This is a genomic window from Catellatospora vulcania, assembly GCF_009720385.1.
Classification (GTDB): domain Bacteria; phylum Actinomycetota; class Actinomycetes; order Mycobacteriales; family Micromonosporaceae; genus Catellatospora; species Catellatospora vulcania.
This window is the reverse complement of record NZ_ML769302.1, coordinates 829,150-843,872: the sequence shown is the minus strand read 5'-3', so window position 1 is coordinate 843,872 and position 14,723 is coordinate 829,150. Positions and strand designations below refer to the sequence as shown.

General features: G+C 71.4%; 12 protein-coding genes. 4 read left to right on the top strand and 8 right to left on the bottom strand.

Features of this window, described 5'->3' with window-relative positions:
• The coding region (locus tag F6W97_RS08130; RefSeq protein WP_407924555.1) for an elongation factor 1-alpha C-terminal domain-related protein at positions 1-644 on the top strand (644 nt) is incomplete at its 5' end.
• A 180-nt stretch (positions 645-824) separates the two neighbouring features.
• On the opposite strand, the gene F6W97_RS08125 is transcribed toward F6W97_RS08130, so the two are convergent.
• Genes F6W97_RS08125 through F6W97_RS08095 form a run of 7 tightly spaced genes read right to left on the bottom strand, consistent with a single transcriptional unit; the run spans position 825 to position 9,733 of the window.
• Entirely contained in the window at positions 825-1,841 is a 1,017-nt protein-coding gene (locus F6W97_RS08125) for a glycoside hydrolase family 26 protein (protein WP_155369500.1), read from the bottom strand.
• A complete protein-coding gene (locus F6W97_RS08120; RefSeq protein WP_155369499.1) occupies positions 1,838-3,430 on the bottom strand; it encodes a lipopolysaccharide biosynthesis protein in 1,593 nt (530 codons plus the stop codon). Before F6W97_RS08120 ends, F6W97_RS08125 begins: the two co-directional genes overlap by 4 nt.
• Positions 3,427-4,296 (bottom strand): sulfotransferase family protein, encoded by an 870-nt coding sequence (locus F6W97_RS08115; RefSeq protein ID WP_155369498.1) that lies wholly within the window; start codon positions 4,294-4,296, stop codon positions 3,427-3,429. The genes F6W97_RS08120 and F6W97_RS08115 overlap by 4 nt, the downstream gene beginning before the upstream one ends.
• Positions 4,296-5,519: a protein kinase family protein gene (locus F6W97_RS08110; RefSeq protein WP_155369497.1), complete on the bottom strand. Its 1,224-nt coding sequence runs from the start codon at positions 5,517-5,519 to the stop codon at positions 4,296-4,298. Before F6W97_RS08110 ends, F6W97_RS08115 begins: the two co-directional genes overlap by 1 nt.
• A gap of 43 nt (positions 5,520-5,562) precedes the next feature.
• Positions 5,563-7,014, bottom strand: coding sequence for an O-antigen ligase family protein (locus F6W97_RS08105; protein ID WP_155369496.1), 1,452 nt, complete (start codon positions 7,012-7,014; stop codon positions 5,563-5,565).
• The gene (locus F6W97_RS08100) at positions 7,011-8,006 is read right to left on the bottom strand and encodes a DUF3048 domain-containing protein (RefSeq protein WP_155369495.1); all 996 of its coding nucleotides are present in this window, start codon (positions 8,004-8,006) and stop codon (positions 7,011-7,013) included. The genes F6W97_RS08105 and F6W97_RS08100 overlap by 4 nt, the downstream gene beginning before the upstream one ends.
• Positions 8,003-9,733, bottom strand: a complete 1,731-nt coding sequence (locus F6W97_RS08095; RefSeq protein WP_155369494.1) for a Wzz/FepE/Etk N-terminal domain-containing protein — start codon at positions 9,731-9,733, stop codon at positions 8,003-8,005. The genes F6W97_RS08100 and F6W97_RS08095 overlap by 4 nt, the downstream gene beginning before the upstream one ends.
• A 336-nt stretch (positions 9,734-10,069) precedes the next feature.
• Between F6W97_RS08095 and F6W97_RS08090 the strand changes: the two genes are divergently transcribed.
• Genes F6W97_RS08090 through F6W97_RS08080 form a run of 3 tightly spaced genes read left to right on the top strand, consistent with a single transcriptional unit; the run spans position 10,070 to position 12,959 of the window.
• Entirely contained in the window at positions 10,070-10,510 is a 441-nt protein-coding gene (locus F6W97_RS08090) for a glycosyltransferase family protein (RefSeq protein ID WP_155369597.1), read from the top strand.
• Entirely contained in the window at positions 10,507-12,051 is a 1,545-nt protein-coding gene (locus F6W97_RS08085; protein ID WP_230686485.1) for a glycosyltransferase, read from the top strand. Before F6W97_RS08090 ends, F6W97_RS08085 begins: the two co-directional genes overlap by 4 nt.
• A complete protein-coding gene (locus tag F6W97_RS08080; RefSeq protein WP_155369493.1) occupies positions 12,048-12,959 on the top strand; it encodes a glycosyltransferase family 2 protein in 912 nt (303 codons plus the stop codon). Before F6W97_RS08085 ends, F6W97_RS08080 begins: the two co-directional genes overlap by 4 nt.
• A gap of 60 nt (positions 12,960-13,019) precedes the next feature.
• Here F6W97_RS08080 and F6W97_RS08075 read toward each other — a convergent pair whose 3' ends face one another.
• Positions 13,020-14,513, bottom strand: coding sequence for a CBM96 family carbohydrate-binding protein (locus F6W97_RS08075; RefSeq protein WP_196279016.1), 1,494 nt, complete (start codon positions 14,511-14,513; stop codon positions 13,020-13,022).
• Between the last annotated feature and the right edge of the window lie 210 nt (positions 14,514-14,723).

Genomic DNA, 14,723 nt, shown 5'->3' with positions numbered 1-14,723 from the left:
ACCTGGAACACGTGCACATCGCCTCCGACCGCAACCTCGTCGACGTCCGGTTCCCCGTCCAGTACGTCATCCGGCCCCAGTCCACGACGGTCACCGACTACCGCGGCTACGCCGGACAGGTCGCCTCGGGCATCCTCAAGCCCGGCGACGAGGTCATGGTCCTGCCCTCCGGGATGACCACACGCATCGCCGGCATCGACACCGCCGACGGGCCCGTCGCCGAAGCGTTCCCGCCCATGAGCGTCACGGTCCGGCTCGAAGACGAGATCGACATCTCCCGCGGCGACATGATCTGCCGACCGCACAACACCCCGACCCCCGCCCAGGACATCGAGGCCCTCGTCTGCTGGATGGACGAATCCCGGCCACTGACCGTCGGCGCGAAGTACGCGGTCAAACACACCACCCGGACCGCCCGCGCGATCGTCAAGGGCCTGCAATACCGGCTCGACGTCAACACCCTGCACCGCGACGACACCGCCACCCAACTCGGCCTCAACGACATCGGCCGTGTTCGGCTGCGCACCACGGTGCCCCTGATGGCGGACCCGTACCGGCGGAACCGCACCACCGGCGGGTTCATCATCATCGACGAGGCCACCAACCGCACCGTCGCCGCCGGCATGATCATCGAAGCCGCCTGACCAGCGCACACGTCTCACCGAACGCCGAAACCGCACCCTCCCCGCCAGGGAAGGGTGCGGTTTCCGCATTACCGGCTCGCCCCCGTCGCGGGTGACGCATGATCGCCGTTTCGGGTCAGAAACTGCGGTCCCACCTCACGATGTGACACGAAACAGCGATCACCGCCCGAAACCGGCCGGTCAGTGGCCGGGTTGGCGGGTCAGCCAGGGGTCTTTGGCCAAGGTGGTCAGGGCTTTGACGGCGTCGGGTTCGTCGTCGAGAGTGGTGGCGTACCGGGGGCGGGAGTCCTGCTCGCTACTGAAGTAGAGGACGCCCTTGATCTGGGGCTGCTGGGGCAGCGCCAGCCGCATCTCGTGCAGCCACGCGGCCCGCTGGCCCGCCTCCCCCTTGACCACGCCGAACTCGCCGATCAGCAGCGGGCGGGGGCGGTGCCGGGCCCACTCCAGGACCGGGGCCATCAGCTCGGTGAAGGAGTACATCTCCGGGCCGGAGTACACGTCGGCGCACAGCCAGTCGACCTGGTCGTCGCCCGGGTAGAAGGGCTGGGCGCGGCCGTCCATGAAACCGTCGGCGTGCGGGCACCAGACCCAGGCGGCGTTGTCCGCGCCGACCTCGGTGAAGATGGCACGCACGTGCTTCCAAGCGGCCACGTAGTCCTCCGGCGAGTGGACCACGTTGAACAGGTTCGGGCGGTCCATCTCCCAGCGGTAGCGCAGCAGGATCGGGGTGCGGAAGTTGCGCACCGCCTCGGCGCGCCGCCGGATCTCGTTGTCGTAGACCCCGGTCACGATCGACCGGGTGTCGGTGCCCGCCCAGGAGATCATCAGCAGCTTGCCGCGGTGGACCAGCTCATAGTCGTACGTCGAGGGGAAGTCGTCCTGCCACGGGTGGAACGAGTGGGCAAGCGCGAGCGGCCTGTCGATCATGTCCTCGAAGCCGTCGATCGCGTCCAGCTGGTCGCCGGTGCGCCGGTTCTGCGCGTTCACGAAAGCCCCGAACCACGCGCCTTCTTCGGGCACGATCGGGCCCCGCCCGGTGGTGGTGAACGGGCCGGATGCTGCCGTGGGGAGTTGCTTGAGGGTGGGGCTGGGACGAGCCGGCAGCGGCTCCTCCTGCGGGACGACGGTCGTGCACCCGGCAGCCGCCACTGCCAGAAGCACCATCACCAGCCCCGCAGCCGGCAATGCTCTTCTCATGGGACGAGGGTCTCCACTGGGGGTGAGGTCTGTGCCGGGGTCTTCCCACGACGCCGGAGCGCGCGCAGGCCGGCCAGTTGCAGAGCGTGCCGGCACCGCCACACTACCGCTACGTAAACGACGGTCGCGGCCAGCACCGAGCCGAGCCCGACGAGCGGGTGATCACCGAACAGGACCCGGACCACCAGGGGCAGGGCCGCGTAGCAGGCGACGGCGGCGGCCATCGCGATGAACCCGCCCCGGCACAGGGGGGACAGCCCATGCCGGCGCTGCAGCTGCGCCAATGGCAGCAGGTTCTTGATGAGCAGGGCCGCCGACCAGGCCATCGCGGCGCCGACGATCCCGTACGACGGGATCAGCACGATGTTGAGGACCACGTTCACGACCAGCGCCAGCATGGTCTGGAAGAACGCGACGCCGGTGTGCCCGGCCATCTCCTGCACCGTGGAGACCATGCCGCACGCGGTCGCGACGAGCATGGTCAGCGACAGCACGATCCCGACGACGCCGGCGTCGCCGCCCGCCGTGTAACCCTCGCCGAACACCGTCATCAGCTGCCCGCCGAAGATGGCCCAGGTCAGGTAGAACGGCCAGATCAGCGCGATCAGCCAGGTGGTGGTCATCTGGTAGAGGCGGTTCGCCTCGTCGTGCTGGTCCTGTGCGAGCAGGCCGGAGAAGCGGTGCTGCACGGTCTGCCCCAGCGCCTGGCCGCCGAGCTGGCCGATGACCAGGAAGCGGGTGGCGGCGGTGTAGAGCGCGGCGTCCACCGGGCCGCGCAGCGCGGCCATCAGCACGACGTCGAGGCGCTGCAGCGCCAGCTGGGCCAGGCCGGTCCCGGCCCGGGGCGAGGCGTAGCGCCAGAAGCGGCTCCAGTCCTCGCGGGTGGGCGCCTCGACCGGCTGTCCGCCGGAGCGCTCGGCCTTGCGCCGCAGCTTCGCCGACCAGAGCACCGCCACGACCAGGCCCAGCGCGTACGGCAGGGACCAGGCCAGGGCGAGCGCCACCGAGCTGGTCCAGCCCGCCACCAGCACGGCGACGACGCCGAGCAGTTGCAGGCCGGGCCGCAGCACCCGCATGACCATGACGTTGGGCCGGGTGGTGCCGAGTCCGCGGCCGACGGCCAGGTGCACGCCGGTGATGGTGGAGGTCGGCAGGAAGACGGCGAACACCTGGATCGCGGCGACGGTGCCGGCGGGGGCGTCCGGCAGCATGACGCCGACCAGCCACGGCGCGGCGAACCACAGCCCGACCGCGAGCAGGATGCTGGCCACCACGACCGGGGTCGTCGCGACCCGCACTGTGGCGCGGATCTTGCCGGTCTCTTCGCGTACCCGCTGCTGGGCGAGCAGGTAGACCACACCGGTCTCCGCGCCGAGCAGCGCCGCCGCGGACAGGATCAGGAAGACCGAGGTGAGCGTGAACAGCACCCCGGCGACGCTCGCGTCGAAGCCACGGGTGACCACCACGGTCAGCGCCAGCCCGGCGACGGCGGACACGCCCGCGCCGACGAGGTTGAACAGGCTGCTGCGCATGACGCGCCCGCGGTCTGCCCCGTAGGCGCCGGCGTGGGCCGGCGTCTGCCCGCTCATCGCCGCCAGCTCGGCTGATGGCCGAGCCAGTCGGCGAGCCGGGCGTCGTACGGCGCGAAGTGGTCCTCCAGCCGGGACCGCAGCTCGTCGGACATCGGCGAGCGGGGCCGGGCGTTGTGCTGGTCGTGCACGATGCCGGGCACGTCCGGGATGCCGAGGAACTCGCACACCCCGGTGAAGATGCGCGCCGGGTCGGCGAAGTAGTCGTGGCTGTCGACGACGTGCAGCCGCTCCCGGCCGACCAGGGACTCCAGGTGCAGCAGCTGGTCGATGTACTCGCCGCGGCCCAGGTGGGCGAGGTGGCGTACGGCGTGGCTGTGGTAGCCCGGGTCGGCGGCCATCTTCTCCCGCTCGCCGGCCATGCGCCCAGCCTCCAGCGCCACGGCCTGCTCGAACTTCTCGGTCTCGAAGCCGCGGGCGTACTCGTGGGCGTGGCCGGAGTAGGCGCGCTCCACCGGGTCGCGCAGCAGCACGATGAGCTTGATGCCGGGGAGGTCCCGGGCGATGCGCTCGGGGGCCAGCGGGTGCCACATGTAGTACGGGCTGGCCTCGCCGGTGACCACGGGCATGCCGAGGGTCTGCGCGGTGCGCTCGGCCTTGGTGCGGCTCACGAAGTGGCCCATGAACCAGGCGTGCCCGCGGTGGTAGTCCATGTCGAAGTAGTGCACGCCCTTGCGGAAGCGCGGCGGCAGGTATGCCGGGTGCTGCGCCAGCGCCTTGTGCAGCGAGGTCGTGCCGCCGCGCTGCGTGCCGACGATCAGGAACGACGGCACCATGCGCCGGTCCGCGGTCAGCTGTCCCGCGGTCCGGGCCAGCGCGCCGGCCTTGCGCCAGACGAACTTCCGTACACGGCTCTTGACTGCCATCAGTTGTCCCCCACCAGAGAAGCCCATCGCCCGCCCAGTCCGGCGAACGCCCCGTTGATCCACTCGTCGACGCGCCCCATCGGCCGGCCGAGGTTGTCCAGACCGTCGCCCAGGTAGCGGCTGCCGATCTCGATGAAGTACAGGGCGGCGACCTCGTTCGCGACCTCGGCGTCGACCCCGAGCGGGGCGAGCAGCTCGGCGGCCCGCTCGGCGACCGAACGCGCGGCGACCACGGGGTCGGTGTGCCGTACTGCGACGGCCTCGTGCAGCTCGAAGTGCAGCGGGTCGTAGCCGACCGGCACGTCCGGCGTGAAGCGTTCGAAGTCCCAGAGCAGCAGCTCGCCGTCGCGGACGGACATGTTGCCGCCGTTCCAGTCGCCGTGCCAGCAGCCGAAGCCGATCTCGGCGTCGGCGCACGCGGCCAGCGCGCGGCGCATCAGCACCGCGGTGGGCCGGTCGCCGAGCGCGTCGACCTGGGCGGCCAGCCGGGCGGCGTAGGTGCTGCCCGCGTACGTGCCGCGGGTGACGCCCTGCACCTGCGCGATGGAGCGCATCGCGGCGAGGCTGAGCGGGGTCAGCCCGTCCGGCGGCGCCTCCAGGCTCACCGGCAGCGCACCGACGACGAGCAGCTCCGCACCGGCCCATTTGCCGAAGTGCAGCACGTCGGGCACCCGGGCCGGGACCAGGTCGCGGTCGGCGAGCAGGCGCAGCGCGCGGTGCTCGGCGGCGATCAGGGTCGAGGTCAGCTCGTTGACGGCCATCTTGGCGTACGCCACCGTGTGCGCCCGATCATCGATGAGCTGGAGCACGGGCTTGCGGTTGGCCCGGGGCGGCCCGAAGCGCACGCTCAGCCGCACCCGCTGCCCCAGCAGCCCGCTGAGGTGCTCGGCCAGCGACGGCTGCGCCTGCACCGCGAGCCGGTCACGGAAGACCAGGTCACCGAGGGTGCGACTGCCGAGCCCGGTGGAGAAGACGCCGGCGAGCACCCGCTGGCGCAGCCGGTCCTTGGCGGAGCGGGGGGCGCTGGTGTGCCGGATCGCGGCGCCGGCCGCCCGGCGGTCGCCGTGCGGGACCAGCAACCGGGCCTTGCCGATGGCGGGGACGACGGTGTACACCTCGCCCGCCGCGCCCGCACCCCGGCCGAGGAAGACCCGGTCGGTGGCCGTGCCGGCGGTGTCGTCGCCCAGCAGCCGGCCGAGCTCGGTGAGGAACTCGCCGCTCACTTCGCCACCTCGCGGACGACGATGGTCAGGGTCCGCGCGCGGCTCATGTGTACACCCGGTTCGTCTCGTTGCGCCAGAGCAGGGCCAGCGGGACCATCATGATCACCAGGGTCATGCCGGTCGAGTTGTAGATCGTGGAGAACCAGATCGCCAGCGGGACGGTGACTCCGGCGGCGATGCCGAGCCACGAATGGTCACGCCGGAAGCGCCAGCCCATCCACAGGAAGAACAGCAGGTACAGGCCCGCGCCGACGAAGCCCTGCGTGATCAGCAGCATCCACAGCTGGCCGTCGCTGCCGATGTCGCGGTTGCCGCACTGCTCGCAGGACGGGCTCTGGCCGATCGCGATGGACCGCTCGCTGCCGATCGTCTCCGACTGACCGCCGAATCCGATGATCGGCGAGGCCTTGGCGGCGTCCCACGCGGCGGCGTTGAGCGAGGCCCGCCCCTCGTTGGAGTGCGGGTTGTCCATCCGGGCCGTCACGGTGCTGCCCAGCGGTGTCGCGAGCACCAGCAGGCCGCCCAGGGCGACCGCGATGAGCACGCCGGCCACCGGCATGATGCTGCCCCGGATGGCCATCCGGACCACCAGGTAGGCGACGATGATGCCCAGACCGGCCCAGGTGCCCCGGTTGAGCGAGTAGACGATCGGGATCATCGCGGCGATCAGGACCAGCGTCGGCCAGATCTTGCTCCACAGACCCTTGGTCTTGTACAGCGTGGCCAGGATGAACCACGGCAGCAGCACCGCGATGCACTGGCCCCACGCGTTGGTGTACTGGAACGGCGCGGCCGGCCGCGGTGACGGCGACTCGCCGACGATGGTCTGCCACTGCGCGAACTCGATGCGCACCGACGACCGGACCCAGCCGTTGGCCAGCAGCGACTTCGGCAGCACCTCGGCCAGCGGGGTGGTGACCGCGATGCGTGGCAGCAGCACACCCGCGATGCCGCCGACGACGAGCACCACGAAGAAGTAGGCCAGGAACTTCACCACGCGTTTGGTGGGCAGCTCGCGTTCGGTGAGGTTGCCGATGTACAGCAGCACCACGATGGCCGCGCCCATGTCCAGCAGGCGGCGGGCGAAGGCCAGGATGCGGCCCAGGCCCATCTCCGGCGGCAGCGCGTCGGGCACCGTGGCGTCCAGCATGACGCCGCCGATCAGGCCGAGGAAGCACAGCAGCAGCCAGGCGAAGACCGGCGCGGGCATGCGCACCCGGCCGCGCCGGAACAGCTCCAGCGCCATCGGGATCGCCAGCAGCGGAACCCAGGCCAGGGTCAGGCCGAGCAGCCAGCCCACCGGATACAGCACGATCATGGCGAACAGCGCCCACTCGCGTGCGGGCACCGGCTCGTGCACGCCGCGGCGGTGCAGCACCGCGGCGAGTGGCGGCAGGGCTCGGGCATGTTCGGGAGCGGCCGCCACGCCGCGGACGCCCGCACCCTCGTCGGCGGGTGTGGTCTCCCCCGGCGTGCGGCGGGCGGCGGTGGTCACGAGACGGTCACCTTCGCCGTCGAGGGCAGCAGCAGGATCCAGCTCGGACCCGGGGAGAGCCGCACCACGGACTGCTCAGGGCCGAGGAGGTTGAGGGCGGAGAAGAAGCCGGCCTTGTTCCACGTCGCCTTGGCGCCCTGGCCCGCGCCGAAGACCTGGGCCGCGCCCTTGCCGACCGGGTCCGCCATCGCCACCTCGCGGTCGAGGGCCTTGACGTCCTTCTTGTTGAACGGCGTGGTCATCAGGATCAGGTTGGCCGTGGCGACCGGAACCCCGCCGAGGGTGGTCTGCCAGCGCCGGGTGGTCGAGTCGAACTTCCAGGTCACCGCCGCGTGCCCGGGGGACGCGACCACGATAGTGGTGGCCGGGGTGCTGCCCGTCGCGACGGGCTCGCCCGGCTGGCCGAACTGGAAGAGCGAGGCCAGCAGCTTCTGCTGGGCCGGAGCGGACGCCTGCAGCGTGCCCGTGTTCACGTAGACCCGCCCGGAGGTGGTGGTGAACCCGGTCTTCTTCGCCGGGGTGACCGCGGGCAGCTTCGACATGGCCAGCAGGTCGGCCCAGCCCTTGGGGGTGCCGTTGTGCACCATGTACGGCTGCAGCTGGTTGAGCAGTTTGATCTCGGCGGGGCGCACCGCCGCCACCGGGCCGACGCGGTCAGCCGGGGTCGACTGGTAGACCGCCGCCACCCGCAGCAGTTTGCCCTCGGCGAACTCCAGCTCGACGATGTCGGCCTTGTCCAGCCCGACCGGCGCCGCGGCACCCGTGCCGATTTCGATCGGCACGATGACCGCGGTCTTCGCCTTGGTCGCCTCCTCCGTCTCCAGCCCCGTCAGCGGCGCGCGCGGGCGCACCGCCTCAGGCGAGGGCAGCGTGAACGGCGACAGCTCCACGGGCGCGCTCGACGGCGGCTTGGCCGGGCCGACCGAGCAGCCCGCGGTGAACGACGCGGCGGCCAGCGCGGCCGCCGCTCCCAGGCGAATCGACCGGTTCATCGCAGATCGGCGGTGGACTGGTCGGCCGAGCTGCTGGTGCGCTTGCCGCCGTTGGTCTTCTTGTCCGCGCTGTCGGAGCCGGGGGCCCAGAACTCGATCCGGTCGCCGTCCTCGCCGACCCGCGGGATGACCATCGTCTGGTCGAAGTCGCGGCCCGCGCGCGGCAGATCCGCGGCCGCGGGCACTGCGGGAGAGTCCACGATCGGCGCGCTCGGGGCGGCCTTGCGCTTGAGCTTGCGGGCGACCCGCGGGCTGCGGACCACGAGCAGGCCGGCCAGCGGGCCCTGGACCCGGGCGACCTGCTCGACCGACTCCTCGACGTCCTCGGCGCGGGCGACCCGGGTCTCGACGACCAGCAGGACGGACGCGGCGATCTCGCTGAGCGCCTGCGCGTCGACAGCCCGGCTCGGCGGCGCGGTGGCCAGCAGCACCCGGTCGGCCTGCTGCTGCAGCTGCGCCAGCAGGTCGGACACGGCGGCGACCGGCAGCTCGACCCGCGGGTCGAGCCGGCCCGCGCCGAGCAGCGAGACGCCGCGGATCGCGGGCACGGCGTACAGGGCGCTGTCCAGGGTGACCTCACCGGCGATGACGTCGCCCAGGCCACGCGACGGGCTCACGCCGAGCAGGTCGGGCAGAAGCGAGGTCGAGTCGGTGCACACGATCACGACGCGCTCGCCGGACCGGGCGAACGCCGCGGCGAGGTTGGCGACCACGAACTCGACCGCCGGGCCGGGGGCCGCACCGCAGATCAGCAGCGCGTCGGTGGCCGAGGGGCGACCGCCGCGGGCGGCCCCGGCGGCGACCCGCAGCACGTTGCGCAACAGGCTGAACTCGCGCCCCAGCGCGCTGGCCGCGTCGGCGACCGCCGACCGGTCCCGGCCCCGCTGGACCTCCATCAGCACCGGCACGTCGTTGCGGTACGGGATCTGGCGGCTGTGGTAGATCCGCGAGTCCATGCGGTCCAGCACCAGCGCGCCGGCCAGCCCCAGCAGCAGGCCGATGGCCACGCCGCTGACCAGGTAAAGCATCATGTCGGGCTTGGCCGGGGAGGTGGGCTTGGTCGCCGCGGACAGGATGTTGCCCGGCTTGACGGTCGTCGCCAGCAGCGGGATCAGCCGCCCGTTCAGGGTGTTGATCTGCGCGGTGAGGATCTGCTGCTTCTGGACGGCCTTCTGCCGGTCGGCGGAGTTGGCGGCCAGGCCGACCAGCTGCGCGGCCACCTCGTCGAGCTGCTTGGTGAGCCCGGCGATCTCGTCGCGCATCGCGGCGCCCTGCACGTCGACGTTCTTCTGCGCCTCGGCGGCGCGCTGGTCCAGGTAGGCCTGGGCGAAGGCCTGCGAGCCGCGCTGCGCCTCGGCCACGGTGGGCGCGTCGAAGGTGATGGACAGCACCGAGGTGTTCGCCGGGACCGTCACGGTGACCCGCGACACCAGCTCTTCGACCGGGGTGTCCGTATTGATCAGATTCTTGGCCGCGCCGCCGACCGTCGTGGAACGCACGACCTGCGACTCGGTGTCGAGGTTCACCTTGGTCGTGGTGTCCTGGCCCACCTGCATCACGAGGACCTTCGTCTCGGACACGTAGACCTTGGGCTGGGTCGCCGCGACCCCGAGTCCGCCGAGCCCGCCTACTGCCACTGCGATCGCCACCAGCCACCAGCGGCGGGCCAGCCAGCCGACGTAATCGCCCATGCTCGCCGTCTGCACCGAGGCCGCATTAGTAGCCATTGATTCCCCTTGTTAACAAACCCATGAACACAGGACCGACGACCGGCGCGGCGCAGGTGAAGACGCCCTGGGTAGACGGTCCTCACCATAGCCATCACTGCCTGGTACGCGCTCAGCCAAACGGCCACTTCTGTATCAGACCGGAGTTATTGGACGCCACGATCGCCTCAGCGGGCTCAAGAGTATGACGCCCAGACCTGCCGTTCGGTCAGATCACATGCACTGTCAGGCTACCGACAATCGTCCGCGCGGAAATGTTAAATCGTGTCGCTAGGCTGCGGGTCGTCGACGTGGAGAGGAACCGAGGTGGGCGAACCGAATCGTGCACGTCATGTCATGCTGGTCGGCTCGTCGGGCGGACATCTCGCCCAGCTTTACGCACTGCGTCCATGGTGGACAGACCGTTTCCGCACCTGGGTGACCTTCCCCACGCAGGACGCGCACAGCCTGCTCGGGGGCGAGAACGTGGTCTACGCGCACTATCCGACCACCCGCAACATCCCGAATCTGCTGCGCAATGCACTGCTCGCGGTGAAGATGCTGCGCAGATCGCGCCCTGATGTGGTGATTTCGACCGGCGCCGGTGTGGCCCTGCCGTTCTTCATCGTCGCCCGGCTGCTGCGGATACCCACTGTTTACGTGGAGGTCTACGACCGGCTGGAGACGCGCACCCTGACCGCGCGGCTGTGCGCGCCGTTCACCTCGCGCATGCTCGTCCAGTTCGAGGAGCAGATGCGGCTGTACAAGGGCGCGACGATGGTGGGGCCGCTGCTGTGACGACCACCTCACCCGACTTCCCGTCGCAGCGCACCGCGCTGTCCGTGCCGGAGCAGCGCCGACCCGAGCGCGACGCCGTCCTGGTCGTGGTCGGCACCGACGTGCACTCCTTCGACCGGCTGCTGGACTGGGCCGAGCGCTGGTCCGCCGAGCGGGACGTGCCCTGCGTCATGCAGTACGGCTCGTCGACCCCGCGGCAGCTGCCCGGCTCGGACGCGTTCTTCGACCACGAGACCCTCAACGAGCGGCTGCGCCAGGCCGCGGTGGTGGTCTGCCACGGCGGCCCCGCCACCATCACCGAGGCCCGCCGGGCCGGTCACAAGCCGATCGTGGTGCCCCGCGACCCCGCGCTGCACGAGCACGTCGACGACCACCAGCAGCGCTTCGCCGCCCGGATGGGCAGCCTGGGCATGGTGGAGCTGTGCCGGACCGAGGCCGAGTTCCGCAACGCGCTCGACGCCGCCCTGGCCGAGCCCACCCTGCTGCGCATCTCCGGCAGCGAGGCGGGCGCCGCCGCGGCCGCGGCCGCACTGCGCGTGGGCTCGATCGCCGACGGCCTGGTCACGCGGGTTCCCCGGCCCACCCCTTCGGACAAGGTCACCGTGCTGTTCATCGGTGGCTGGGGACGCAGCGGCTCCACGCTGACCGACCGCATCCTGGGCCAGGCCCCGGACGTGTGCGCGGTAGGTGAGGTGACGCACATCTGGGAACGCGCCCTGCGCGACAACGAGCGCTGCGGCTGCGGCAGTGCCTTCGCCGACTGTCCGTTCTGGGCGAAGGTGGGCGATCTGGCGTTCGGCGGTTGGGACAAACTGGACCTCGACGCCACCATGGCGCTGAAGCACCGGGTCGACCGGATGCGCTTCGTGCTGCGGATGGGCTTGCCGTTCTTCCTGAACCGCCGCAAAAAGGACCTGCGGGCGTACGGCGAGCTGCACCGGCGGATCTACCGCGCGGTGGCCGACGTCTCCGGGGCGAGCGTGGTCGTCGACTCCAGCAAGCACGCCTCGCTGGCCTTCGCGCTGCGCCACGCGCGCGGCGTCGACCTGCGGGTGCTGCACCTGGTGCGGGACGGCCGCGCGGTGGCCTACTCCTGGAGCCGCGAGGTGCTGCGGCCGGAGATCGTGGGCGCCGAGGTGTTCATGCCGCAGTACTCGGCGGTCAAGTCGGGCGTGCTGTGGACCGTGCACAACGCGCTGTTCCACGTGCTCGACTGGGTGCGCGTGCCGACGCTGCGGCTGCGCTACGAGGACGTGGTGGCCCGGCCCGTCGACGGCCTGCGCCGCATCCGCGCGTTCGCGGGCCTCGGCCCCGGCGGCGCCGAATGCCTGACGCAGCCCGCCGCCGGGCTGCCGGTGGCCCGGCTGGAGACGACCCACACCGTCGCCGGCAACCCGATGCGTTTCACCAACGGCGAGCTGGAGCTGCGGCTCGACGCCGCCTGGCGCGGCAAGCTCGCGCCCCGCAAGCGCCGCATCCTCGGCGTGATGACATGGTTCGGCCGCGCGCGCTACGGCTACCTGGACTGGAGAAGGAAATGACGGCGAGCGTCTCGGTGGTCGTGCCCACCCGCAACCGCCCGGAACTGCTGCGCAAGGCGATCGACGCGATCCTGGGCCAGGACTACCCCGGCCCGGTCGAGATCGTCGTCGTGTACGACCAGAGCGAGCCTGACTTCTCTCTGGTCCAGGACGACCCGCAGCGCCGGGTCCGGGTCATCGTCAACGAGCGCACCCAGGGCCTGGCCGGCGGCCGCAACACCGGCATCCTGGCCACCGCGACCGACCTGGTGGCCTTCTGCGACGACGACGACGAGTGGCTGCCGGGCAAGCTGGCCGCCCAGGTCGCCATGCTCGACGCCAACCCGGCGTCCGAGCTGTGCTCGATCGGCGTCGTCATCGACTACGACGGCAAGGACGTGGACCGCACCCTGGACCGTGCCCTGGTGACGCTGCCCGAGCTGCTGCGCTCGCGGCTGACCGAGCTGCACCCGTCGACGTTCCTGTTCCGCCGCCCGGCGCTGGTCGACGGCATCGGCCTGGTCGACGAGAACATCCCGGGCAGCTACGCCGAGGACTACGAGCTGCTGCTGCGCGTCGCGCGGCGGGCCCCGATCGCCAACGCGCCGGGCGTCGGCGTGCGGGTGCGCTGGCACCGCCAGTCGTACTTCACCGCGCGCTGGGCGACCATCGCCGAGGCGCTGGAGTGGCTGCTGGAGCGCTACCCGGAGTTCGAGGGCGCACCGCGCGGCCACGCCCGGATCACCGGGCAGATCGCGTTCGCGCAGGCCGCGGGCGGGCACCGCAAGGACGCCATGCGCTGGGTCAAGAAGACCATCCGGCACAGCCCCCGGGAAGCGCGCTCCTACCTGGCGCTGGCGGTGGCCACCCGCCTCGTCTCCGCCGACACCGTGCTGCGCCGGCTGCACCAGCGCGGTCGCGGCATCTGACAGTACGAAAAGAAAGGGGGGCGGGATCCGCGGATCCCGCCCCCCTTTCGTCTGTTCACCTCATGCGTCGCAGAACCCGCGCCACGCCTTCTGGCTGGGCGCGTCCAGCAGGCGCCAGTCGGCCCGGGTGAAGTCGACGTCGAAGTACGTGACCCACAGCGCGCCGCCCTTGATGGAGGCGTTGGCCGCGTCGGTCAGCCACGCCGCCCGGCCGCTGCCGGAGGTGTCACCGGGCAGCTTGGCGGTGCCCAGCTCGGCGATGCCCCACGGCTTGCCCTCGGCCTTCGAGATGTTGGCCACCCGGTTCACCATGGTCGCGGCGTCGGGGTACTTCGGGTTGGTGAAGTTGAAGTTGTAGACGTCCCAGCCGAGCACGTCGATGACGTCGCTGCCGGCGTAGTAGTCCTTCCACTTGCGGCCGGACTGTGGGAACACGCTCCAGTCCATCAGCACCAGCGTGGCGTGCAGCTTGCTGTTGCCCGCGGCGTCGGCCAGCCCGGCGATACGGCGCCAGGCCGCCCGGTAGTCGGCCGCGGTGAACACGCCGGACTCGATGTTGTCCTCGGGCTCGTGGTAGTAGACCCAGTAGACGTCACGGTCCCGGGGCGCCTGCGCGAACCAGTTCTTCAGGTAGGAGTCGCGCGACCCGCTGAGGATCTCCTTCGGGTTGTACTTGAAGGAGACCACGACCGTGCGCCCGGCCTTGCCCGCGTTGCCGGGCCAGGCCGCGGGCGCGCCCGTGTAGAAGGTACGGAAGGCCTCCAGGCCGCCGTACAGGCCGTCCACCCGGGTCACGCCCTGGGCGTACGACTCGCCGCTCTTGGGGATGAAGCCGACGCCGCACAGCGTGCGCCCGGCCGGGATGTTGCCCGGCGGGTTCGGCTGGCCCGGGGTGACCGAGGCGGAGGGACCGACCGACGGCGTCGCCGAAGCCCCGGGCGAAACGCTGCCGGACGGTTGCGGTTTGCCGCCGCCGTCGCCCCGCTGGTGCCCGTCCAGCGTCTCGGTGTCGGTGATCTCGACGAAGACCACCGCCAGGGCCGGTGCGCCCGCGCCGTGCTCGCCGGCGAACAGCGTCAGCGTCTCGCTGTCGCTGGCGTTGGTCACCGCGAACGAGTAGCGGGCCGGGCCCTCGCCGGGCGCCGGCGTCGCCGCGCTGACGTCGAAGCTGACCAGGTTCGTCGCCGAGACCGCCGGCTCGCCGCCGAGCACCTCGCCGAGGCCGGGCCGGGTGGCGTACGACAGGTCCTTCTCGGACCAGTCGCTGCTGAGCACCGAGCGCACCTGCAGCGACGCCGGAGGTTTGGCGTCGGCCTGCAGCTGCAGCGACAACGACTGCACGCGGAAGCCTGCGGGTGTCGCGACCTGGAATTTCATGTACGCCACCGCGTAGTAGTCGGGACGCGCGACGGACACCAGGGTGTCCCGGCCGCCGAACACCGTGTCCGGCTCCTCGCGCACCACGTAACCGTCCTCGCCCACGGGGATCCGCTGGGAGGTGGTCTCAGGCGGGCTGTCCTTGGCGAACACGATCGCCACGCCGATCAGTGCCACACCGACGCATGCGGCGACGACCGCGGCCACGATCAAACGGCCGCGGGACGGCGGCCAGAAGCCGCGTCGCCTTGTTCGAGGGTCTAAGCGTTCTGGCGGTGCGAAGCGGGTGCTCCGCGCGGGGTAGGCCACAGTCAGACTCCGAGCAGGTTCACGCGGACCAAGCCGCGATCTCTGTATTGGCTCATGGCAGCCGTATGCGGCGCCGTC

Coding starts and splice junctions, on each gene's coding strand:
- F6W97_RS08115 (WP_155369498.1), bottom strand. CDS start 4,296: ATGGCAGTCAAGAGCCGTGTACGGAAGTTCGTCTGGCGCAAGGCCGGC.
- F6W97_RS08080 (WP_155369493.1), top strand. CDS start 12,048: ATGACGGCGAGCGTCTCGGTGGTCGTGCCCACCCGCAACCGCCCGGAA.
- F6W97_RS08125 (WP_155369500.1), bottom strand. CDS start 1,841: ATGAGAAGAGCATTGCCGGCTGCGGGGCTGGTGATGGTGCTTCTGGCA.
- F6W97_RS08090 (WP_155369597.1), top strand. CDS start 10,070: ATGCTGGTCGGCTCGTCGGGCGGACATCTCGCCCAGCTTTACGCACTG.
- F6W97_RS08095 (WP_155369494.1), bottom strand. CDS start 9,733: ATGGCTACTAATGCGGCCTCGGTGCAGACGGCGAGCATGGGCGATTAC.
- F6W97_RS08120 (WP_155369499.1), bottom strand. CDS start 3,430: ATGAGCGGGCAGACGCCGGCCCACGCCGGCGCCTACGGGGCAGACCGC.
- F6W97_RS08100 (WP_155369495.1), bottom strand. CDS start 8,006: ATGAACCGGTCGATTCGCCTGGGAGCGGCGGCCGCGCTGGCCGCCGCG.